The sequence below is a fragment of the Streptomyces sp. NPDC056527 genome (assembly GCF_042794475.1).
In the GTDB taxonomy this organism is placed as follows: domain Bacteria; phylum Actinomycetota; class Actinomycetes; order Streptomycetales; family Streptomycetaceae; genus Streptomyces.
Map to the genome: position 1 here is coordinate 132,380 of NZ_JBHTTQ010000005.1, position 20,900 is coordinate 153,279.

19 protein-coding genes and 1 riboswitch are annotated in these 20,900 nt (G+C 71.5%); of the genes, 11 read left to right on the forward strand and 8 right to left on the reverse strand.

All coding sequences use genetic code 11. The features are described from left to right. Positions 1–22 precede the first annotated feature (22 nt). Positions 23–907, forward strand: a complete 885-nt coding sequence (gene otsB / locus ACFQ7Q_RS04785; RefSeq protein WP_383549916.1) for a trehalose-phosphatase — start codon at positions 23–25, stop codon at positions 905–907. A gap of 81 nt (positions 908–988) precedes the next feature. On the opposite strand, the gene ACFQ7Q_RS04790 is transcribed toward otsB, so the two are convergent. The 3 genes from ACFQ7Q_RS04790 to ACFQ7Q_RS04800 all read right to left on the reverse strand — a co-directional run bounded on the left by ACFQ7Q_RS04790 (position 989) and on the right by ACFQ7Q_RS04800 (position 4,989). Continuing rightward, positions 989–2,428 carry a trehalose-6-phosphate synthase gene (locus ACFQ7Q_RS04790; RefSeq protein WP_383549919.1) on the reverse strand — a complete coding sequence of 480 codons (1,440 nt, stop codon included), beginning with the start codon at positions 2,426–2,428 and terminating at the stop codon, positions 989–991. A gap of 99 nt (positions 2,429–2,527) precedes the next feature. Further along, positions 2,528–3,997, reverse strand: a complete 1,470-nt coding sequence (locus tag ACFQ7Q_RS04795; RefSeq protein WP_383549921.1) for a hypothetical protein — start codon at positions 3,995–3,997, stop codon at positions 2,528–2,530. A gap of 38 nt (positions 3,998–4,035) precedes the next feature. Further along, positions 4,036–4,989, reverse strand: coding sequence for a glucosyl-3-phosphoglycerate synthase (locus tag ACFQ7Q_RS04800; protein WP_383549923.1), 954 nt, complete (start codon positions 4,987–4,989; stop codon positions 4,036–4,038). Positions 4,990–5,110: 121 nt separating this feature from the next. Then, positions 5,111–5,268, forward strand: a riboswitch (SAM riboswitch). On the opposite strand from ACFQ7Q_RS04800, the gene thrC reads away from it, so the two are divergent. The 8 genes from thrC to ACFQ7Q_RS04840 all read left to right on the forward strand — a co-directional run bounded on the left by thrC (position 5,262) and on the right by ACFQ7Q_RS04840 (position 13,660). Next, complete coding sequence (gene thrC / locus ACFQ7Q_RS04805) at positions 5,262–6,575, forward strand: threonine synthase (protein WP_383550022.1); 1,314 nt, start codon at positions 5,262–5,264, stop codon at positions 6,573–6,575. (Overlaps the previous riboswitch by 7 nt.) Positions 6,576–6,688: 113 nt before the next feature. Next, positions 6,689–6,967 (forward strand): MoaD/ThiS family protein, encoded by a 279-nt coding sequence (locus ACFQ7Q_RS04810; RefSeq protein WP_383549926.1) that lies wholly within the window; start codon positions 6,689–6,691, stop codon positions 6,965–6,967. Positions 6,968–7,422: 455 nt separating this feature from the next. Continuing rightward, positions 7,423–7,626, forward strand: a complete 204-nt coding sequence (locus ACFQ7Q_RS04815) for a cold-shock protein (RefSeq protein ID WP_005315736.1) — start codon at positions 7,423–7,425, stop codon at positions 7,624–7,626. Positions 7,627–7,961: 335 nt separating this feature from the next. Next, on the forward strand, positions 7,962–9,590 hold the full coding sequence (gene groL / locus ACFQ7Q_RS04820) for a chaperonin GroEL (RefSeq protein ID WP_383549929.1): 1,629 nt from the start codon (positions 7,962–7,964) through the stop codon (positions 9,588–9,590). Between the two features lie 145 nt (positions 9,591–9,735). Further along, positions 9,736–10,203: an SRPBCC family protein gene (locus ACFQ7Q_RS04825; RefSeq protein WP_383549932.1), complete on the forward strand. Its 468-nt coding sequence runs from the start codon at positions 9,736–9,738 to the stop codon at positions 10,201–10,203. Beyond that, positions 10,200–10,742, forward strand: a complete 543-nt coding sequence (locus tag ACFQ7Q_RS04830) for a GNAT family N-acetyltransferase (RefSeq protein WP_383549935.1) — start codon at positions 10,200–10,202, stop codon at positions 10,740–10,742. Before ACFQ7Q_RS04825 ends, ACFQ7Q_RS04830 begins: the two co-directional genes overlap by 4 nt. A 140-nt stretch (positions 10,743–10,882) precedes the next feature. After that, positions 10,883–12,382: an alpha/beta hydrolase gene (locus tag ACFQ7Q_RS04835; RefSeq protein ID WP_383549938.1), complete on the forward strand. Its 1,500-nt coding sequence runs from the start codon at positions 10,883–10,885 to the stop codon at positions 12,380–12,382. Between the two features lie 177 nt (positions 12,383–12,559). Beyond that, positions 12,560–13,660 (forward strand): calcium-binding protein, encoded by a 1,101-nt coding sequence (locus ACFQ7Q_RS04840; RefSeq protein WP_383549941.1) that lies wholly within the window; start codon positions 12,560–12,562, stop codon positions 13,658–13,660. A gap of 109 nt (positions 13,661–13,769) precedes the next feature. Here ACFQ7Q_RS04840 and murQ read toward each other — a convergent pair whose 3' ends face one another. Both murQ and ACFQ7Q_RS04850 read right to left on the reverse strand, forming a co-directional pair. Next, a complete protein-coding gene (murQ, locus tag ACFQ7Q_RS04845; RefSeq protein ID WP_383549944.1) occupies positions 13,770–14,696 on the reverse strand; it encodes an N-acetylmuramic acid 6-phosphate etherase in 927 nt (308 codons plus the stop codon). Between the two features lie 38 nt (positions 14,697–14,734). After that, positions 14,735–15,700, reverse strand: a complete 966-nt coding sequence (locus ACFQ7Q_RS04850; RefSeq protein WP_383549947.1) for a MurR/RpiR family transcriptional regulator — start codon at positions 15,698–15,700, stop codon at positions 14,735–14,737. A 111-nt stretch (positions 15,701–15,811) separates the two neighbouring features. On the opposite strand from ACFQ7Q_RS04850, the gene ACFQ7Q_RS04855 reads away from it, so the two are divergent. Both ACFQ7Q_RS04855 and ACFQ7Q_RS04860 read left to right on the forward strand, forming a co-directional pair. Next, entirely contained in the window at positions 15,812–16,168 is a 357-nt protein-coding gene (locus tag ACFQ7Q_RS04855; protein ID WP_383549950.1) for a hypothetical protein, read from the forward strand. A 13-nt stretch (positions 16,169–16,181) separates the two neighbouring features. Next, positions 16,182–16,469, forward strand: coding sequence for a DUF4031 domain-containing protein (locus tag ACFQ7Q_RS04860; RefSeq protein WP_383549953.1), 288 nt, complete (start codon positions 16,182–16,184; stop codon positions 16,467–16,469). Between the two features lie 67 nt (positions 16,470–16,536). Here the strand turns inward: ACFQ7Q_RS04860 and ACFQ7Q_RS04865 are convergent, their stop codons facing one another. The 3 genes from ACFQ7Q_RS04865 to ACFQ7Q_RS04875 all read right to left on the reverse strand — a co-directional run bounded on the left by ACFQ7Q_RS04865 (position 16,537) and on the right by ACFQ7Q_RS04875 (position 20,859). Continuing rightward, the gene (locus ACFQ7Q_RS04865; protein WP_383550025.1) at positions 16,537–17,739 is read right to left on the reverse strand and encodes a Cmx/CmrA family chloramphenicol efflux MFS transporter; all 1,203 of its coding nucleotides are present in this window, start codon (positions 17,737–17,739) and stop codon (positions 16,537–16,539) included. 155 nt (positions 17,740–17,894) lie between these two features. Further along, on the reverse strand, positions 17,895–20,093 hold the full coding sequence (locus ACFQ7Q_RS04870) for an FG-GAP repeat domain-containing protein (protein WP_383549955.1): 2,199 nt from the start codon (positions 20,091–20,093) through the stop codon (positions 17,895–17,897). 106 nt (positions 20,094–20,199) lie between these two features. After that, complete coding sequence (locus ACFQ7Q_RS04875) at positions 20,200–20,859, reverse strand: hypothetical protein (RefSeq protein ID WP_383549958.1); 660 nt, start codon at positions 20,857–20,859, stop codon at positions 20,200–20,202. Positions 20,860–20,900 lie beyond the last annotated feature (41 nt).

The following is a 20,900-nucleotide window of genomic DNA, read 5'->3' on the forward strand; positions in this document are numbered from 1 at the left end:
CCCGCGTCGGTAGGGTCGTCGTATGGTCAGCAGCCTTCCGCACCCGACCACACCCGCAGGCCGCGACGGCCTGGCCGCGCTCCTCGCGCGGCCGGACAAGGCCGTCGTCGCCCTCGACTTCGACGGGACGCTCGCCGAGATCGTCCCCGACCCCGAGCAGGCCCGCGCCCACCCTGGCGCCGTCGCCGCACTCGCCGCACTCGCCCCCGAGGTCGCCTCCGTCGCGGTGGTGACCGGGCGCCCCGCCGGGGTCGCGGTCCGCTACGGCGGCTTCGCCGGCGTCCCCGGCCTGGAACACCTCGTCGTCCTCGGCCACTACGGGGCCGAACGCTGGGACGCGATCAGCGGCACCGTCCAGGCCTCCGCCGTCCATCCGGGCGTCGCCTCCGTCCGCGCCGAACTCCCCGGCTTCCTCGACAGCGAGGGCGCCTGGCCGGGCACCTGGATCGAGGAGAAGGGCCGCGCGGTCGCCGTCCACACGCGCCGCTCCACCGACCCCCAGGCCGCCTTCGAAGCCCTCAAGGCCCCTCTCGCCGACCTCGCCTCCCGACACGGCCTGGTCCTGGAACCCGGCCGCATGGTCCTCGAACTGCGCCCGCCGGGCATGGACAAGGGCGTGGCCCTGGCCGAGTACGTACGAGAGGTGGGCGCCGGATCCGTCCTCTACGCGGGCGACGACCTGGGCGATCTCCCGGCCTTCGCCGCCGTGGAGAAACTCCGCTCGAACGGCACCCCGGGCCTCCTGGTCTGCAGCGGCTCCGCCGAAGTCCCGGAACTCACCGACCGAGCCGACCTGTCGGTCCCGGGACCGGGAGCGGTGGTGGCGTTCCTCGCGGCCCTGGCGGAGAGCATCCGACCGGATTCCGGCGGCCGGGCCTCACGAGCGGTCCCGGCAGTCGGGGCCTGACGGCCGGGCCTGACGGCCGGGCCTGACGGCCGGGCCTGACGGCCGGGCCTGACGGCCGGGCCTGACGGCCGGGCCTGGGCGTCAGGTCTGGCGCAGCGCCTCCAGTTGCTTCAGGAACCACTGCTGCGGCGGCAGCGCCGTTGCCGCCGCGGCCAGGCGCTTGGTGCGGTCGGCGCGTTCGCTCGGGGGCATCGTCAGGGCGCGGTGCAGTGCCCGGGCCGTCTCGGAGACGTCGTACGGGCTGACCGTCAGCGCGTCCTCGCGCAGTTCGTCGTAGGCCCCCGCGCCCGTCGAGAGGACCAGGGCGCAGCCCGTCTCCGACACCACCGGGATCTCCTTCGCCACCAGGTTCATGCCGTCGCGGATCGGGTTGATCAGCGCCACGTCCGCCATCCGGTACGCCGCGAGGGAGCGCGGGAAGTCGTCCTTCACCGACAGCAGCACCGGCTGCCAGTCGTCCGTGCCGAACTCCGCGTTGATCTCCTCCGCCAGCTCCGCCACGGCCGCCGTGTACGCGCGGTAGACCGCCAGGTCCTGCCGGGACGGGTACGCCGAGGCCAGGTGGACGACCCGGTCGTGCCACTCGGGCCGCTCGCGCAGCAGCTCCCGGTAGGCCAGCAGGCCGCGGACCACGTTCTTCGACAGCTCCGTGCGGTCCACCCGCACGATCGTCCTGCGGTCACCGACCTCGGCCCGCAGCGCGGCGAGGCGATCGTCGACCTCCGGGCGGTGGGCGAGGGCGCGCAGCTCGTCGGCGTCCACACCCAGGGGGTAGGTGTGGACCCGGGTGCGCCGAGCCGCTCCGCCCGCTCTGTGGTGGTGCACCCCGCGCCAGGGATCTTCGGTGCGCAGAGCCCCCTCGGCCACCCCGCCCGCGCCGTCGACGTGCGCGCCGGTGATGAACGACGACGCCCACTCCCAGGTGTGGAAGCCCAGCTCGTCCGCGCCGAGCATCCCCCAGAGCAGCTCCTCGCGGATGTCCTCCGGAAGCATCCGCGCGTACTCCGGCGATGCCCACGGCGTGTGCGTGAAGTGACCGATCCGCAGATCCGGCCGCAGTTCCCGCAGCTGCCCCGGCACCAGCGCCAGGTGGTAGTCCTGCACCAGGACCGCCGCGCCCTCGGCGGCCTGGGCCGCCAGCTCCTCCGCGAACGCCCGGTTGTAGGCCCGGTACGACTCCCACCTGCGGCGGAACTCGGCGTCGAAGACAGGCTCGCCCGGGATGTCCCACAGGTGGTGGTGCAGGAACCACAGCACCGAGTTCGCGATGCCGTTGTACGCGTCGTGGTAGACCGCCGGCTCGATGGCCAGCATCCGTACGCCCGGCTCGGAGACGCCCCTGGCGACCGCCTCCCGGTCCCCGTCCGACAGTGCCGCGCACACCCACACACTGTCCTCGGAGGACACGGCACTCAGCCCGGAAACGAGACCGCCCCCGCCGCGCCGGGCACTGAGCGTGCCGTCGGCGGCGAGGGCGTACGAGACCGGACCCCGATTGGACGCCACAAGCACAGAAGCCATGTGCCGAACCTAGCCCGTCATGTAAACGCTCAAACGTACGTATACAAGTGTGGCGAATCCACGCCGCGAGGGCGCGTCAGGGCGCGCACGGTGCACCCGTCAGGGTTGGCGTCGGCTGCGCATCGCCGCCTTCGCCACCACGCCCGTCGCCGCCAGCGCGAGGGCGAGACCGCCGAGCAGCCACAGCCGCTCACCGTTGCCGCCCGTCTCGGCCATCGAGCCACCGGGCCCGTGCGCGGCGGGGCGCGCCTGGTGGGTGGTGGGGTCGGGGTCGGGGATCGGCGTGGGCGAGGTCGCGGGCTCCGTCGGTGAGGGGGACGGGGACGCAGGGGTGGGGGACGGCGACCACGAGGGAGCCACCGCGACCGTCGCGGCCCGTGTCTGCGTCGGGGTCGGGGTGGGAGTGGGGGTGGGGCTCGGTTTCGTGCTCTCCGGGTCCCGCACCGGTACGGAGAAGGCCAAGGCGGAGGCCACATACGCGTCGCCCGCCGTCCTGAACGTCAGGTCCGCCGACCTCGCGCCCTCCGGGATCGCACCTTCCGGGACGTCGAAGGCCTTCACGTCGATGCCCAGGTTGCCGACCGAGTCGGGGGAGACGGCGCCGGCGGCACCGCCGACGAAGAAGTTGTTGATGTTGCCGGTGCGGGCCTCGGTGACGTTCCTGCCGTTCACGAGGAACATGTCCCCCGGCATGTTCCAGTCGCCCTCGTACGCCGTCACGCTCGCCCGTGCGCGGCCCGCCGTCCGGTGGAAGCCGTCGACCGTGACGGTCGTCGCGGGGGAGGTGGGGTGCTGGAGCACATGGCCGCCGAAGACGGACACATGGCGGCGGTCCGGCGCATGTGTCGGCTCGGGGCCGGGGTACGAGTAGACGACCGTGAGGGACCAGCCCGCCACACAGCCCTTGCCGCTCGGAGCCCAGACGTTGCCGACCGCGACCTGTGTGGCGCCCCCGCGCACCCCAGCGAACGCGGCGGTGACGTCCGACTCGCCGGTGTAGTAGTGCGGGCCCGCGGTCTCCTCAGGGTCCGTGACCATGGAGTCGATGGAGACCTCCGTCTCCGCCCCCGAGCCGACCCGGATGCGCGGCGCGATCGTCGCCTGATCGCCGGGCGAGGGCGCCACATCGGTGCCGGAGCCGTTGCAGCGCTTGAGCTGCGCTCCGCCCGGCCCCTTGTACGTGCCGTCGTTGCCGCCCCAGAAGAGTCGGGCGTAGGCGACCTCGGCGCCCGCGGGAATCTCCACCCGGCCGGTGCTGGAGCCGTAGCCGGCGGCCATGGAGGCGGTGTCGACCCGCCGCATGGCGAAGGTGTCGTCGTTGTCGCCGCCGTGGCCGGTCGCGGCGGTGGCGCAGCGCGCGGCCAGGTCGGCGGGGGCGGTGGGGCAGCCCATGACCGTGTTGCCCACGGTCGTGAAGTCGCCGTACAGGGAGGCGTCGTACCGCTTGCCGAAAGGCTCCACCACGTCCGCCGCGGCCGGTCCGGCCGCGGCGAGGGACAGCGAGCCGAGCGCGCCGACGGCGAGACCGAGCGCCACCGGCAGTGTGTTCATCCGATTGTTGAACCGCATGAAACGGAAATTTAGTTAAAAAGCATCATCATTCGGTGTTACGCCACGCGGCGGCGGGCGTACTCCGTGATGTCGATCATCGGCGGCCGCTCCTCCGTGTCCACGGCGTACGTCCGCGGCGTAAAGCCCTTCCCCTCACCCGTCTCGTCCCGCTCGAACTGCGTCAGCAGCGGCCGCACCAGATGCCCGCGGGACAGCCGCAGCTGCGCGGTCCGGTAGATCGCCGCCGCCATCCGGCCGAGCGCCCGCCCGTCCTGGTGGCGGTGCTTGCGGACCCCGACGTCGACCTGGGCGAGGGCGTCGAGGCCGACCGTGTGCAGCGCGTCGACGAGCAGGCCCAGCTCCACTCCGTAACCGACCGGGAAGGGCAGCCGCTCCAGCAGTGAGCGCCGCGCCGCGTACTCGCCGCCGAGCGGCTGCACGAAACCGGCCAGCTGCGGCCAGTGCAGATTGAGCAGCGGCCGGGCCACCAGCTCCGTCACTCGCCCGCCCTGACCTGGTGCGTCGGCCAGCGGACGGTCGTACATCGCCTTCACGAAGTCGACGTCGGGCTCGGTGAGGAGCGGGCCGATGATGCCGGTGACGAAGTCCGCCGAGAAGTCCCGCAGATCCGCGTCGACGAAGCAGACGATGTCACCGCTGGTCACCATCAGTGACCGCCACAGCACCTCGCCCTTGCCCGGCACGGCCGGTATCCGCGGCAGGATCTCGTCACGCGCCATCACCCGCGCCCCGGCCGCCGCCGCGACCTCCGCCGTCCGGTCCGTGGAGCCGGAGTCGATCACCACGAGCTCGTCGACGAGCGGCATCGCCTCGGACATCAGCTCCCGGCGGATCACGGAGACGATGTCGCCGACCGTCGCCTCCTCGTCGAGCGCGGGCAGCACGACGCTGACCGTCGTCCCCCGCTTGGCGGTCAGCAGCTGCTCCCTCGGACGGTCTGCCACGGACCAGGACCGCCGGGCCAGCCAGCGCTCCACTTCATCCAGCAACGTGATCTCCATCTCGCGGTTCGGACGACCATCTCAAGCGTCCAGGCCTTCGGTTACAGTCTTGAACAACGCAGATGCCCGATGCATGTCGGGGTGCCACCTGCGTTCTACAACCGAATACCGCTCATCCAGAGGGGCAGAGGGAAACGGCCCGTTGAAGCCCCGGCAACCCTCCAGTCGGTCTCGTCCGCAGTCGTCAGCACTGCGACCGCGAGGCTCCCGGCTAGGGAAGGTGCCAAATCCGTCTCATGGCGACGTTCGTCATGGGAAAGATGAGGAGAAAGGGCCTCGCCTCCATGGCTGTACAGACTGTTTCCACCACCACTTCGACGGTTGACCTCGGTCCGGCTTCCGGACTCTCCTGTCGTGAATGCGGTGAGAAGTTCCCCCTCGGCCCCATTTTCGCCTGCGAGCTCTGTTTCGGCCCGCTCGAAGTCGCGTACGACCTGCCCCTCGGCGACCCGGAGGCCCTGCGCAAGCAGATCGAGGCCGGCCCCGCCAACATCTGGCGCTACGCCCCGCTGCTGCCCGTCCCCGCCGACGTCGCCGAGAAGCCGAACCTGAACCCGGGCTGGACCAAGCTCGTCCAGGCCGACAACCTCGCCCGCGAGCTGGGCGTCGAGCCGGGCAAGCTCTACGTCAAGGACGACTCCGGCAACCCGACGCACTCCTTCAAGGACCGCGTCGTCGCCCAGGCCCTCGAAGCCGCCCGCGCCTTCGGCTTCACCACCCTGTCCTGCTCCTCCACCGGCAACCTGGCCGGCGCCGTCGGCGCCGCGGCCGCCCGCGCCGGCTTCCGCTCCTGCGTGTTCATCCCGCACGACCTGGAGCAGGGCAAGGTCGTCATGGCCGCCGTCTACGGCGGTGAACTCGTCGGCATCGAGGGCAACTACGACGACGTCAACCGCTTCTGCTCCGAGCTCATCGGCGACCCGCTGGGCGAGGGCTGGGGCTTCGTCAACGTCAACCTGCGCCCGTACTACGGCGAGGGCTCGAAGACGCTCGCGTACGAGATCTGCGAGCAGCTCGGCTGGCAGCTGCCCGACCAGCTCGTCATCCCGATCGCCTCCGGCTCGCAGCTCACCAAGATCGACAAGGGTCTGCAGGAGCTCATCAAGCTCGGTCTCGTCGAGGACAAGCCGTACAAGATCTTCGGCGCCCAGGCCGAGGGCTGCTCCCCGGTGTCGACGGCCTTCAAGGCCGGCCACGACGTCGTGAGGCCCCAGAAGCCGAACACCATCGCCAAGTCGCTCGCCATCGGCAACCCGGCCGACGGCCCGTACGTCCTGGACATCGCGCGCCGCACCGGCGGTGCGGTGGAGGACGTGAACGACGAGCAGGTCGTCGACGCGATCAAGCTGCTCGCGCAGACCGAGGGCATCTTCGCCGAGACGGCGGGCGGCGTGACCGTCGGCGTGACGAAGAAGCTGATCGAGGCCGGTCTTCTCGACCCCACGCTCACCACGGTCGTGCTCAACACCGGTGACGGCCTCAAGACCCTGGACGCGGTGGCCGATACCTCGCAGGCGACCGCCACGATCCGCCCGAGCCTGGACGCGTTCCGCGAAGCCGGCCTGGCGGGCTGACGCCCGCGACCGACGGGGTGCCGGGGCCGCCCGGTGCCCCGGCGGCCCCCACCCTCTCCCAGACTCCGTCCCGGGGCCTCAGCCCCGCCCCGAAGCCCCGAAGGTGAACCACCATGAGCGTCAAGGTCCGCATCCCCACCATCCTCCGCACCTACACCGGCGGCCAGGCCGAGGTCGCCGCCGAGGGCACGACGCTCTCGGAGGTCATCGCCGACCTCGAGAAGAACCACACCGGCATCGCCGCCCGCGTCCTGGACGACCAGGGCAAGCTGCGCCGCTTCGTGAACGTGTACGTCAACGACGACGACGTCCGTTTCGAGCAGGGCCTGGAGACGGCGACGCCGGACGGCGCCGGCGTCTCGATCATCCCGGCCGTCGCCGGCGGCTGCTGAGCCCGCTCGGCGCCGAGCCGGCGCGGACGCGCCGGAGCGCGCCCCACGGGCCCCCGGAGTTACCCACGGTCACCTGAATTGCCCCTTCCGCCGGAGAAGCGGAGGGGGCAATTCTGCATGGTTGAGCGGGGTAGAGTTGGGGAAGTCCCCCTGACTTCCCTTCGCTGCTTGTGCCAGACGCATATGAGAATGCGTCCGCGCCCGACAAGAAGCAGCCAAAGTGTTCGAGTGTTGTGTACCTTCTGCGCACTTTGACGGGCCCGACTTGCCCCGGAATTCAGTGAATTCGCCTTAATTCTCCTTTCCGTCGTGCCCAGATTTCTCGTCCGATTGACCTGTTGCAGAGGGCAGTTGGACAGATACATTCAGCCGCGGTCGACGCGTTCCGGCGCAGGGTCTGACCCGGGTCCGCGAAGTGCGGTCCCGCGCAAGGGCCAGTAATAGGGGAGTTAGGCATGGCTCAGGGCACCGTCAAGTGGTTCAACGCGGAGAAGGGCTACGGCTTCATCGCGGTCGACGGTGGTGCGGATGTATTCGTCCACTACAGCGCGATCCAGATGGACGGTTACCGCACCCTTGAAGAGGGTCAGCGGGTCGAGTTCGAGATCTCGCAGGGCCAGAAGGGTCCGCAGGCGGACATGGTCAAGCTCGCCGTCTGAGCACGGCGCGATCGGCCACCACGTACGCACTCACGCGTTCTCTACGTCGAGGGGTCCGCATCCTGACCAGGATGCGGACCCCTCGCGCGTGTGCGGGAGGGGAGGGGGCGTGCGCCCCGGACGTCTCTCGATCTGTGGGAGTCGCTTGCACTCGCATGGGCCGAGTGCTAATCATTGGCGTTAGCACTCTGAAGGTGAGAGTGCTTACGAGGATCGGGCAGACGAGGTCCGCGGCCAGGTGGGGCAAGGAACCACAGGGCTCGCAGGCCGTCCGTCGCGGGCGTCGGCGCGGTCCTGGAGCGTTATCCACCCCATGTCCGGGAGGACCACTTCACATGGCCAAGATCATCGCGTTCGACGAGGAGGCACGGCGCGGTCTCGAGCGCGGGATGAACCAGCTCGCCGACGCCGTCAAGGTCACCCTTGGCCCCAAGGGCCGGAACGTCGTCCTCGAGAAGAAGTGGGGCGCCCCCACGATCACCAACGATGGTGTGTCCATCGCCAAGGAGATCGAGCTCGAGGACCCGTACGAGAAGATCGGCGCCGAGCTGGTCAAGGAAGTCGCCAAGAAGACGGACGACGTCGCCGGTGACGGTACGACCACCGCGACCGTCCTCGCCCAGGCGCTCGTCCGCGAGGGCCTGCGCAACGTGGCGGCCGGCGCCAACCCGATGGCCCTCAAGCGCGGCATCGAGAAGGCCGTCGAGGCCGTCTCCGGCGCCCTGCTCGAGCAGGCGAAGGATGTCGAGACCAAGGAGCAGATCGCTTCCACGGCCTCCATCTCCGCCGCCGACACCCAGATCGGCGAGCTCATCGCCGAGGCGATGGACAAGGTCGGCAAGGAAGGCGTCATCACCGTCGAGGAGTCCCAGACCTTCGGTCTGGAGCTGGAGCTCACCGAGGGTATGCGCTTCGACAAGGGCTACATCTCGGCGTACTTCGCCACCGACATGGAGCGTATGGAGGCGTCCCTGGACGACCCGTACATCCTCATCGTCAACTCCAAGATCTCCTCCGTGAAGGACCTGCTCCCGCTCCTGGAGAAGGTCATGCAGTCGGGCAAGCCCCTGCTGATCATCGCCGAGGACGTCGAGGGCGAGGCCCTGTCGACCCTGGTCGTCAACAAGATCCGCGGCACCTTCAAGTCCGTCGCGGTCAAGGCCCCGGGCTTCGGCGACCGCCGCAAGGCCATGCTGAACGACATCGCCATCCTCACGGGCGGCACGGTCATCTCCGAGGAGGTCGGTCTCAAGCTCGAGAACGCCGGCCTGGACCTGCTGGGCCGCGCCCGCAAGGTCGTCATCACCAAGGACGAGACCACGATCGTCGACGGCTCCGGCGAGAGCGACCAGGTTGCCGGTCGCGTCAACCAGATCCGTGCCGAGATCGAGAACTCGGACAGCGACTACGACCGCGAGAAGCTGCAGGAGCGCCTGGCGAAGCTCGCCGGCGGTGTTGCGGTCATCAAGGCCGGTGCCGCGACCGAGGTCGAGCTCAAGGAGCGCAAGCACCGCATCGAGGACGCCGTTCGCAACGCGAAGGCGGCCGTCGAGGAGGGCATCGTCGCCGGTGGTGGCGTGGCCCTGCTCCAGGCCTCCAACGTCTTCGAGAAGCTCGAGGCCGACCTCTCGGGCGACGAGGCCACCGGTGCCGCGATCGTGAAGCTGGCCCTCGAGGCCCCGCTGAAGCAGATCGCCGTCAACGCCGGCCTCGAGGGTGGCGTCGTGGCGGAGAAGGTCCGCAACCTGCCCGTCGGCCACGGCCTGAACGCCGCGACCAACGAGTACGTGGACCTCATCGCCGAGGGCATCATCGACCCGGCGAAGGTGACGCGCTCCGCGCTGCAGAACGCGGCCTCCATCGCCGCGCTCTTCCTCACCACCGAGGCTGTCATCGCGGACAAGCCGGAGAAGGCCGGCGCGGCCGCTCCGGGCGGTATGCCGGGCGGTGACATGGACTTCTGATCCTTCCGGATCGGCAGTTCCTCGCAGTACGCGACCGAGGGCGGCACTCCCTGCTGGGGGTGCCGCCCTCGGGCGTTCGGGGTGATGCTGGTGGGAGGACCCCTGACGGTCCCCACGGCCGGATCCCCCACGGCGGGAGCGTTCCATGATCACGCTGCTGACGACACCCACCGACCGCGAGCTGGTCATCACCCGAACCTTCGACGCCCCGCCCGCCCGCGTCTGGGAGGCGTGGACGAAGCCCGAGCACGTCCGCCAGTGGTACGGGATCGCCGCGCTGACCACGACGGTCGCCGACATCGATCTCAAGGTCGGCGGAGCCTGGCGCTGGGGCCAGCAGGCGCCGGACGGACAGGAGATCGTCTTCTCGGGGACGTACGAGGAGATCGTCCGGAACGAGCGCCTCGTCTACACCGAGAACTTCGAGCTGATGCCCGGCCCGCCCGTGCTGGTGACCCTCACCTTCGACGACACCCCGGACGGCGGCACGGCCCTCACCAGCACGTCGCTGTGGCCCTCCACGGAGATCCGGGACCAGGCGCTGGCCACCGGGATGGAGGACGGGGTGAAAGAGGAGTACGACCGCCTGGCCGCGTACCTTCGGACGATGTGAGCCTCATCGTTCCCCGGCTGGCGGCCGGGGCCTTCGAACTGCGCCGCTGGGAGCGGGCCGACCTGCCGCTCCTGGAGGAGGCGTCGACGGACCCGTACATCCCCCTGGTCACCACCGTCCCGCCGGTGTACTCGGAGACGGAGGGCGAGGCGTTCGTCCGCCGCCAATGGGCCCGCGCGGAGAACGCGATCGGCTACCCCTTCGTCATCGTCCGCCGCCGGGACGCGCGGGCCGTGGGCATGATCGGCCTCTGGCTGCGCGAACTCCCCGAGGGCCGCGCGACCCTCGGATACTGGATCGCCCCGTCCTGCCGCGGCGAGGGCGCGGCCGGGGCGGCGCTGGCGGCGGTGACCGAGTGGGCCTTCGGTGAACTGGGCATCCCGCGCCTCCAGTTGCTCGCGGAGCCCTGGAACGAGGCCTCGATCCGGACGGCGGAACGGGCGGGGTACGTACGGGAGGGGGTGCTGCGGTCCTGGCAGGAAGTGGGCGGGGAGCGGCGGGACATGGTGATGTACGGGCGAGTGCGGCCGCCCGGTTGACGGCTGTCGCCGATGCGGGTGCGGGGCCGTGCGGGGTCGTGTCGTGGGGGGCGCGGGAGGGGCGGCAGGGGGGTAGCCCCACGTCGTACCGGCCCGGCTGCCGGATGTGATCCTGAAGGGCCGTCAACAAAGCTTGGCGCATGACCACTTACAAGATCGCCGCTCTCGCTCTCTCCGCCGCCACGGTCGCCGTCACCCTCTCCGCGACCCCCCTGACCACCACCGCCCGCGCCGCGTCCGCCGCTTCCCCCGGCCTCACGTGGACGAACTGCGCCCAGAAGGGCGGGCCCACCACCCAGGAGTGCGCCACGCTCACCGTGCCCGTGGACTACAGCGACCCCCGCGGGCCGCAGCTCGACCTCGCCGTGTCGCGGATCCGCAGCGAGCGGCCCGAGGAGAGGCGCGGGACGTTGGCCGTGATTCCGGGTGGGCCGGGCAGTTCGGGTGTGCAGCGGCTGACGACGAAGGGTGACGCCCTGCGCAGAGAGCTGGGCGGGACGTACGACCTGGTGGCGCTCGATCCGCGTGGGGTGGGCGGGAGCGCGAAGGCGAGGTGCGGGCTGGACGAGGCCGACCGGTGGATGGTGACCCTGCGGTCCTGGCCCGCGGCGGACGGCTCGATCGACGAGAACGTCGAGCGGTCCCGGCGTACCGCCGAGGCGTGCGCGCGCAACGGGGGCGACGTGCTGCGGAGCATGACCTCGGCGAACCAGGCGCGGGACCTGGACCGGTTCCGGCAGGCGCTCGGGGAGGAGAAGCTGTCGGCGTGGGGTGTCTCGTACGGGACGTACGTCGGCGCCGTGTACGCGCAGAAGTTCCCGCACCGGACCGATCGTTGGGTGCTCGACAGCAGCAACGACCCGGACCCGGGCCGGGTGGCGCGGGGCTGGCTCGCGTACATGGGCGAGGGTGCGGAGGACCGGTTCCCCGACTTCGCGGCCTGGGCGGCGCATCCGGACCGGGCGAAGGAGGGACTGCGGCTGGCGGAGCGGCCGGAGGACGTACGTCCGTTGGTGATCGCGCTGGCGGAGCGGTTGGACCGCGAGCCGCGGGAGTCGGCCAAGGCGGGCGTACCGCTGACCGGGAACGTGCTGCGGCAGGCACTCCAGAACGCGCTCTACAGCGACGGGGCCTTCGCGGGCTTCGCCCGTCTGGTGGTGGACGCCCAGGTCCCCGACCGCAAGCCCACGCTTCCGCCGCAGCTCTCCGACGCGCTGTCCGACGAGGACGCGGCGATCATGGTCGGCGTCATCTGCAACGACGTGAAGTGGCCGCGCTCCGTCCCGGCGCACCAGCGGGCCGTCACGGCCGACCGGGCCCGCCACCCTCTCACGGCCGGCCTTCCGGCGAACATCACGCCCTGCTCCTTCTGGAAGGCTCCCTCCGAGAAGCCGACCCGCATCACCGACCGGGGGCCCTCCAACATCCTGATGATCCAGAGCCTGCGTGACCCGTCCACGCCGTACGTCGCCGGGCTGAAGATGCGCCGGGCCCTCGGCGACCGCGCCCGACTGGTGAGCGTCGACCACGGCGGGCACGGGATGTACCTGGGGAACGGGAACGCGTGCGGGGACCGGGCCGTCACCACGTTCCTGCGGACGGGCGAGCGGCCGGCCTCCGACACGTACTGCGCGAACTGAGCGGCGGCCTCGTGCGGCCGAGGGGTGGCTCCGTGCGGCCGAGGGGTGGCGGCTCACCCGAATGCGATCAGCCCGGTCGCAGGGCGACACGCGGTGTCATACGTTCCGTGACATATCGCCCCGTTTGTGATCACTGCATGTGACCGCAGGTGGAGCGCCCCCGCACTGGAGGTTCGTATGTCCCCACCCCACCGCATGGGCCCGACCGTACTGACCCTGGGCGCGCTCCTCGCGCTCGGTCTACCGGCGGGCGCCGCGTCCGCGGCCCCGCCGACCTGCTTCGGAGTCCCGGCGACCATCACCGGCTCGGGCACCGTCCTGGGCACGGCCGGAAGCGATGTGATCGTCGGCTCCGAGGTCGCCGACGTCATCGACGGACTGGGCGGCAACGACCTGATCTGCGCCCTGGGAGGGAACGACACGGTCGCCGGAGGGCTGGGCGACGACCAGGTCGACGGCGGGGCGGGCGGCGACAACGTACGTGGCGATGTGCTCGCCCTGACCGGCGACGCCGAAGGCGGCGGCAACGACCGGGTCTTCGGCGGCCCGGGCGAGGACCGGCTCGGCGGGGACAGCTTCGCTCCCGCCGGCAGGGCCACCGGTGGCGGGAACGACCAGATCTTCGGTGGCCCCGGGAACGACGTCGCGGCCGGTGACAGCCGAGGTACCAGCGCCTCCGGCGGGGGCAACGACCTGATGGACGGCGGGGAGGGCGACGACGACATGAACGGGGACTCCGCCGCCACCGTCACCGACGCCTCCGGTGCCGGGGACGACGTCATGCGCGGCGGACCCGGCGTCGACATTCTCATCGGCGACGGCAACGCGCAGGGCAACGCCACCGGCAACGGCGGCGACGACGTCCTGGACCTGGGCGCCGACGGCGGGTTCTTCGCCATCGGCGACCACAACGCGGCGGCGGGAACGTCCACGGGCTCCGGGAACGACCGGATCGTCGGAGGCAGCGCGAACGAGATCCTCCTGGGCGACAGCTCCGTGAACACCACTCCGCCCGACAGCGCCGGCAACGACATCCTGGAGGGCAGGGGCGGCGAAGACCGGATCCTCGGCGACAACGCCGACTTCTTCATCGAGTCCACGGTCGGCACGGTGGGCGGGCGCGACATCCTCAGGGGCGGCGGCGACGCGGACCGGCTCCTCGCGGGTCCGAACCGCGACGTCCTGGACGGGGGCGCCGGAACTCCCGACACCTGCGACGGCGAGGCGGGCACGGACGTCGCGACGCCGTCCTGCGAGACGACGCCGAACGTCCCCTGACGGCCGAAACGGACGACGTGACGACGAGGGCGGCCCCCCGGCACGGGGGAGCCGCCCTCGCGTCACGGCGCGTCGCGCGGTGTCAGACCTTCACCGGCTCCGGCTTCTTTCAGGGCTGCGCGTGCAGGGCGGCGCGCAGATGGCCCTGGGAGTCGGTGAGGCGCTGGTCGGCGCTCTTGGCGTCGATGTCGGCGAGGATCATCAGGATCGCGGTCTTCACCTCGCCGTCGGCGGCGGCGAGGGAGGTCTCGATCTGCTCGTCCGGTGCGCCGGTGGCGAGTGCGACGATCCGCCGCGACCTGGCCTGGAGCTTCTCGTTGGAGGCGCGGACGTCGACCATCAGGTTTCCGTACGTCTTGCCGAGCCGGATCATCGTGATCGTCGAGATCATGTTGAGGACGAGCTTCTGGGCCGTGCCCGCCTTCAGCCTGGTGGATCCGGTGAGGAGTTCGGGGCCGGTGACGACCTCGATGCCGTGTTCGGCGGCGGCGGCCAGCTCGCTGTCCGCGTTGCAGGACAGGCCGATCGTCAACGCGCCTGCCGCGCGGGCGTGTTCGACGGCGCCGATGGCATACGGGGTGCGGCCGGAGGCGGAGATGCCGACCACCGTGTCGTTCGCGGTGAGGTTCAGTGCGTCGAGGTCGGCGGCGGCGAGTTCGCGGGAGTCCTCCGCGCCTTCCACGGCCTTCACCATGGCCGTGGGGCCGCCCGCGATCAGGCCGACGACCTCGCTCGGGTCGGTGTTGAAGGTGGGCGGGCACTCGCTGGCGTCGAGGACGCCGAGCCGGCCGGCCGTGCCGGCGCCGGCGTAGATCAGCCGGCCGCCGCGCGCCATGCGGGCGGCCGTGGCGTCGATGGCGGCGGCGATCGCCGGCAGCCGCTCGGCGACGGCGGCCGGGACGGTCTGGTCCTCGGTGTTCATGGTGCGGGCGATGTCGAGGGTCGGGAGCTGGTCGATCTCCGCGAGCTCGGGCCGGAACGCCTCGGTGGTGAGTGTGGCCAGTTGCGCCTGAAGCTCGGAGTACGTAGAGGACACGTGCGGCTCTTTCGGTGCGTGGACGTCGTCGTTGACGTTCAGCGGGTGCGGGGGGAGTGGCGGTGGGCGAGGGCTTCGTACGAGGCCGCGAGGGCAGGGGCCGCCGTCTCGTACGTACGTTGGGTGACGCAGGTGAACAGGCAGTCCACGACCAGGAGTTGGCTGGTACGGGACGACATGGCCGCGGGGCGCAGCTCGCTCTCGCGGGCGGTGGAGGTGGTGAGGATGTGGTCGGCGTACTGCGTCACGGGCCCGTCCGGGCGGCCGGTGATCGCGACGGTGGTGGCGCCGTGGTCGAAGGCGACGCGGAGGGGTTCTATGACGTCGCCGGTCGAGCCGGAGTGGGTGATGGCGATGGCGACGTCGCCGGAGCGGAGCTGCACGGCGTTGGTCACGGCGAGGTGCGGGTCGCTGTGCGCATGGGCGAGGAGGCCGATGCGGAGCAGCTTCTGCCCGAGGTCCTGCGCGACGAGGCCGGAGGCGCCGACGCCGTAGATGTCGATGCGGCGGGCTGCGGCGAGGGCGGCGACGGCGGCGCCGAGCTGGACGGTGTCGAGTCCGGCGGCGGTGTCGGCGAGGGTCTGCTGCTCGTCGTAGGCGAGCTTGGCGACCACGTCGGCGATCGGGTCGTCGACGGCGATGTCGGCGGTGACGGAGGGCGCGCGGCCGGACTGCTGCTGGGCGGCGAGGCCGGCGAGAGCGAGACGGAGGTCGCGGTAGCCGGGGTATCCGAGGAGGCGGGCGGTGCGGACGACGGTCGCCTCGCTGGTGCCGGTGAGCTCGGCGAGGCCGGTGACCGTGAGGGCGGCGCAGCCGGCCGGGTCCCCGGCGACGGCTTCGGCGACCCGCTGCATGGAGCGGGTCATGGACGGCGCGAGGGTGCGTACCTTGGCCGCGAGGGCGGCCGGCGCGGGTGGGGCGTCCTGGGCGGGTCCGGGGGTGGGCCCGCCGGGCCGGCCGACCACCCGGCCGCCGCTGAAACTTTCCTTCACGTCATTGGTCACACCTGAAAGATATTTTCGGCGACTGGGGGCGTCAAGACCCCTTCGGTCCCGGATGGTCCCGGATGCGGCCGGGACCTTCGTCCCGGAGGCTTGCCGGGTGACAATGTGTGCATGGACGACATCGACCCCCTGGAGCAGGCGCTGCATGCCGCCCGCGCCCTTGTCCTCGCCGACCTGGCGGCGCGCGACGTGGCCGCGGCCGAGGTCGTGTCGATGGTCGAGGACGCCGTCACCCATCGCCGGTGGTGGGTGGAGCAGTGGCCCGAGGGCATCACGTACGTCGCCGGGCTCGTCGCCCAGGACGTGCAGGACGCGCTCCTGGAGCGCCACGGCCGCTGGCCCATCTGCCCGGTCTGTTCCTCCGGCGACCCGCACGCCCTGGACGTCGAACCCGAGCTCGGCCCGGACCCGCACTGGGTCTGCGGCAAGGCGGGCGTGGTCGTCGCCCCGGTCGGAGGTCTGACGTGACGGCGGCCCTCAGGTGACCCTCTTCATCGACCCGCCGACCTGGCCCGGCCACGGACGCATGTGGTCGCACCTCGTCAGCGACGTCTCGCACGAGGAGCTCCACGCCTTCGCCGCGAGGATCGGCGCCCCGCAGCGCGCCTTCGAGCGCGACCACTACGACATCCCGTCGGACCGCTACGCGGACGCGGTGGCGGCCGGCGCGGTCGAGATCGGCTCGAAGGAACTCGTACGGCGGATCACGGAGGCGGGGCTGCGGCGGCCCAAGTTCCCGCGGCGGGAGACGGAGTCCGACCCGCTGTAGCCGACGGGCCCCGGTGGGCCCGCCCGGGTGGCCTTGGTGGGCTCACCCGGTGGCCCCGACCGGTTGTTCAGCCGGCCGATACGGCCTTCTCCCGCTGCGGCGTGGAGGTGGCCACCACGCGCGAGCGGGACCTGTGCAGCCGCAGCGAGAGCGCGACCGTCCCCAGCGCCACCACCGTCATGGCCGCTCCGGCCCACGCGGTCGCGGCGAAGCCGAAGTCCGCGTCGATGACCGTGCCGCCGAACCAGGGCCCCGCGGTGTTGCCGAGGTTGAAGGCGGCGGTGGTCGTGGCGCCCGCGAGGGTCGGAGCGGCGCCGGCCACGTTGAACATGCGGGCGTTGAGGGCGGGCGCGGTGTAGAAGGCCGAGACGCCGAGGAGGAAGGACAGGGCGATCACGGCGACCGGGCTGGAGGCGAAGAGGGCCAGGGCGACCAGGAAGACCGTCGAGGCCGTGATGCCGGTGAGCAGGACCCCGAAGAGGTGGGCATCGGCGACCCGGCCGCCGATCGTCGTACCGATCAGCGCGCCGATGCCGAAGAGGCCGAGGATCGCGGAGACCCAGCGGGTGTCGATGCCGGCGACGTCGGTGATGACCGGGGCGAGGTACGAGAACGCGCAGAAGACGCCGCCCGCGGCGAGCGCGGTGATCACGATCGAGAGCAGCACCTGGCGGTCGCGGTAGATCACCAGCTCGCGCTTGAGGCGGGGCCTGGTCTCCGGGAGAGGGATGTGCGGGATCCGGGTCGCCACGCCGACGAGCGCGATGGCGGAGGCCACACCGACGGCCCAGAACGCGGAGCGCCAGCCGAGGTGCTCGCCGAGGAAGGCGCCGGCGGGGACGCCGAGGACGTTGGCGATCGACAGGCCGCCGATCATGACCGCCATGGCGCGGGCGCGCGAGCCGACGGGGACCATCGCGATGGCGACGGCGGCGCCGACCGCCCAGAAGCCGGCGCAGGCGAGCGCGCTGACGATCCGGGAGGCGAAGAGGACCGCGTAGTTGGGTGCGAGGGCGCCGGCGATCTGGCCGAGGCCGAAGACGGTGATCAGGGTCACCAGGGTCGTCTTGCGGGGGAGCCGGAGGGTCGCGACGGCGAGCAGCGGGGCGCCGACGACCATGCCGATGGCGAAGGCCGAGATGAGGAGACCGGCACGGGGGATGGAGACGTTCATGTCGTCGGCGATCGGTGGGAGAAGGCCGGACAGCATGAATTCGCTCGTGCCGAGCGCGAAGACGGAGAGGCCGAGGATGTAGACGGCCAGGGGCATACGGGGGGCGGTCGGGGGTGCGGTGCGCTCGGCAGAGGTTGACGGCATGACATGCGTCAACCTGTGGTTTGTGCCTGACATTCCCCCGGTGCGGGGTGTCTCAGGATGCGGACGCCGGTCCGCCCCGCGGTGAAGCGGACCGGCGTCGGGTGCCGTCAGGCGACGTGGTTGCCCGCGTCGCCGACGTACGGCAGGGAAGCGAGCTGCCGGCCGCCCAGCGGGGCGCGCCAGTTGCCCGTGCCCTGGTAGAAGTACTGGCCCTTCGGGCCGACGGCGACCAGATCGGCGCGGCCGTCCCGGTTGCCGTCGCCGATGCCGACGAGGTGCGTGTACTCGCCCCAGCCGGAGCCGATCTGCACCCGGGTGGCGAAGGTGCCGTCCCCGTTGCCGAGGTAGAGCCAGAGGACGCCCGAGGGGTCGCGGGCGACGAGGTCTCCGGCGGCGCCTCCGGCGATGTCGCCGGTGGCGGTGATCTGGTTGTAGCCGTTCCAGCCGGTGCTGATCTTGACGCGGCTCTCGAAGGGGGCGCGCCAGTCGCCGGTGCCCTTGTGGAGCCACATGGCGCCGGTGGAGTCGGTGGCGACGAGGTCGGCCTTGCCGTCGCCGTTCAGGTCGCTTCCGGCGGCGATCTTGTTGTAGTTCCAGGCCGAGCCGACCTTGTACCGGGTGGCGAAGGTGCCGTCGCCGTTGCCGAGGTAGAGCCACAGGACTCCGGCCGTGTCACGGCCGACGATGTCCGCGTGGGCGGCTCCGCCGAGGTTGCCGGCGGCCTCGATCAGGGTGTGGCCGTTCCAGCCGGTGCCGACCGACGTGCGCTCCGTGGACGTCAGCTGGCCGATGTCCTCGTGGAAGTAGGTGTCGCTCCGCCACAGCGTGCCGGAGGCGTCCCGGGAGAGCATGTCCGGGGAGCCGTTGTCGTCGTAGTCGTGCGGCGCGGCCTTGCGGGTGACCTTGAACGTGCCGGAGGCGCTGGTGGCCGGGCCGATCCCGTTGAGCGGCCGCGCGGTCATCTGCCAGGTGTAGTCGCCGTTGTAGGCGCTGGTGAAGTCGGGCCCGATCTGGCCGTTCCAGTCGACCGTCACGCTCGGGGTGTACGGGTGGCTCCGGACGAACTCGCGGGTCAGCCCGGTGCGGACGTGGCGCAGGGTGATGTTCACCTCGACGCTGGTCCGGGAGACCGCCCAGGTGAAGCTTGCCTTCCCGCCGTTCTGGTCGAGGTCGACGGTGGCGGGGATGTCGTTGGCGCCGATGACGACGTGCGTGGGCTCGCCCGTGGTCGCCACCAGGCCGACGGCGGGAGCCCCGTCCGCACCGGTCGTGATCTTGTAGAGGCCCTCGCCCTGGGCGACGCTGCCGCCGCGCACGTACAGGCCGTCGGGGGCGGCGGCGGACGAGGTCAGGTGGTCGAGGAGCTTGACCTTCGCGCCGGTCGCCGGGTCGTACGCGGTGAGGGCGTACAGCGGGTTGACGTCGCCGTTGGAGATTCCGCCCGCCTCGCCGTACACGACCCAGCCGCCGACCAGGCCGATCTGGAGGTCGCTCGTCCAGGCTGTGTCGATCGGGATCACCTGGACCTTGTCCGTGGCGCGGTCCAGGAGGAACACCATCGGGAGTCCGGTTTCATCGCCCTCGGTCCAGGCGACGTGCTTCTCGGAGACGGCGATGTCGCCACCCGCCGAGCCCGCGGTCCGGTCGTGGATCTCGTCGAGGGCGCCGGTGGCGAGGTCGAGCAGGCCCCACTTCTTCGCCGTGCCGTCGGTGAAGGTGACGAGCGCGTCCTCGGGCGTGCCGGGAGCGACGTAGATGCTGGTCGCGTCGGCCGGGAGGCCGGTCACGTCCACCGTGCCGCCCTCCGTGTCGAGCCGGTGCATCCGGAGGTTCGTGCCCTTCGCGGACTTGGTGAAGGCCGCGTGCCCGGCCGAGCCGGCGTACATGATGCCGTCGGCTTCGAGCCCCACGCGGATCTTGAGCGTGGCGTCGGTACTCAGGTTCTTGAGCGTGACCAGCCTCTGCTCGTCGGAGACCAGGTAGTCCGTGGTCCGCGAGGAGCGCAGGTAGTTCCACCATCCGAGGCCCCGCGAGGAACCGTCCGCGAAGTGCGTCCAGCGCTGGTCGGACGTCCCATTGGCGCGCGAGAAGAAGCCGGTCAGCCCGGCCTCCGTCAGCCTGGCGTCCTTCGGGAACGGGATCGGCGCGGCGGCGTTCGTGGCGTCCGTCCGCGAAGCCGTCCCACCGGTCGCCGTATCGGCGGCGCTCGCGGGGAGGGTGGTCAGTGTGCCCGCCCCGAGCGTGACGGCCAGGACGGTGGTGGCGGCGGCCAGGAGCCGACGCCGGGTCGAGCGTGCGTGAGGCACGTGAGGTTCCCCCTCAGATGAAACAGAAGTATGCGGGCGCACCAGGCGCCACCCGAGGAGACTCACGAAACGGCGGAAAGTTGTACGAAGATCGGGCGGGTTTTCGTCAGGGCTCCAGGCCCGCCAGCTCCCGCTCCATGTTCCGGCGGGCCCGCGACTCCCAGGCCGCCGCGCCGTAGGGGGTGCGGAACAGGCGTGGCAGGGCGAGGAGTTGGCGCAGGACCGCCGCTCGGCCCTGGCGGAACGCGTCCTCCGGGACGAAGTCGTACTCCTCGCGGACCGCCTGCACATACCCCCCGTATGTATCCTCGTCCGTCGCCAGGATCGCCAGGTCCGCGTCGCAGAGGGCCTCGCCGTTGATGTCGCCGTCCGCCGGGTCGTGGGTGACCGTCAGGCGGACCAGGCGGGCCACCTCCGCCACCTCGTGGGGGGTGAGCCCCACTTCCGTGAGGGCCTTTTCGGCCAGCACCGCAGAGCGCTCCTCGTTCTCCGAGCGCTCCGGCCGGTAGACCGCGTCGTGGAACCAGGCGGCCAGCCGGACCAGCTCCAACTCCCCGCCCTCGCCGCCCTGATCGGCGAGTTCGTCGATGCGGTCGAGGACCGCCCGCAGATGGTCCACGGTGTGGTACCTGCGCTGCGGCTCGGCCCAGCGGGCCAGCAGATTCCGGCCGTACGGGGTGGGGTCCGGGCCCTCGTGGCCGGTGCGGGCGGCGCGCAGGGTGGCGTTCCAGCGCTGGAGCAGGGCGGGATCCGGGGCTTCGGTCATGGCTGCATTCTGCCGCCCCGCGGCCCTGGAAGCTCGCGTTC

What these genes read in the sequence shown, in the direction of transcription:
- otsB (WP_383549916.1), top strand. Translation starts at nt 23, where the DNA reads ATGGTCAGCAGCCTTCCGCACCCGACCACACCCGCAGGCCGCGACGGC.
- ACFQ7Q_RS04790 (WP_383549919.1), bottom strand. Translation starts at nt 2,428, where the DNA reads ATGGCTTCTGTGCTTGTGGCGTCCAATCGGGGTCCGGTCTCGTACGCC.
- ACFQ7Q_RS04795 (WP_383549921.1), bottom strand. Translation starts at nt 3,997, where the DNA reads ATGCGGTTCAACAATCGGATGAACACACTGCCGGTGGCGCTCGGTCTC.
- thrC (WP_383550022.1), top strand. Translation starts at nt 5,262, where the DNA reads ATGAGGAGAAAGGGCCTCGCCTCCATGGCTGTACAGACTGTTTCCACC.
- ACFQ7Q_RS04810 (WP_383549926.1), top strand. Translation starts at nt 6,689, where the DNA reads ATGAGCGTCAAGGTCCGCATCCCCACCATCCTCCGCACCTACACCGGC.
- ACFQ7Q_RS04815 (WP_005315736.1), top strand. Translation starts at nt 7,423, where the DNA reads ATGGCTCAGGGCACCGTCAAGTGGTTCAACGCGGAGAAGGGCTACGGC.
- groL (WP_383549929.1), top strand. Translation starts at nt 7,962, where the DNA reads ATGGCCAAGATCATCGCGTTCGACGAGGAGGCACGGCGCGGTCTCGAG.
- ACFQ7Q_RS04825 (WP_383549932.1), top strand. Translation starts at nt 9,736, where the DNA reads ATGATCACGCTGCTGACGACACCCACCGACCGCGAGCTGGTCATCACC.
- ACFQ7Q_RS04835 (WP_383549938.1), top strand. Translation starts at nt 10,883, where the DNA reads ATGACCACTTACAAGATCGCCGCTCTCGCTCTCTCCGCCGCCACGGTC.
- ACFQ7Q_RS04840 (WP_383549941.1), top strand. Translation starts at nt 12,560, where the DNA reads ATGTCCCCACCCCACCGCATGGGCCCGACCGTACTGACCCTGGGCGCG.
- ACFQ7Q_RS04855 (WP_383549950.1), top strand. Translation starts at nt 15,812, where the DNA reads ATGGACGACATCGACCCCCTGGAGCAGGCGCTGCATGCCGCCCGCGCC.
- ACFQ7Q_RS04865 (WP_383550025.1), bottom strand. Translation starts at nt 17,739, where the DNA reads ATGCCCCTGGCCGTCTACATCCTCGGCCTCTCCGTCTTCGCGCTCGGC.
- ACFQ7Q_RS04875 (WP_383549958.1), bottom strand. Translation starts at nt 20,859, where the DNA reads ATGACCGAAGCCCCGGATCCCGCCCTGCTCCAGCGCTGGAACGCCACC.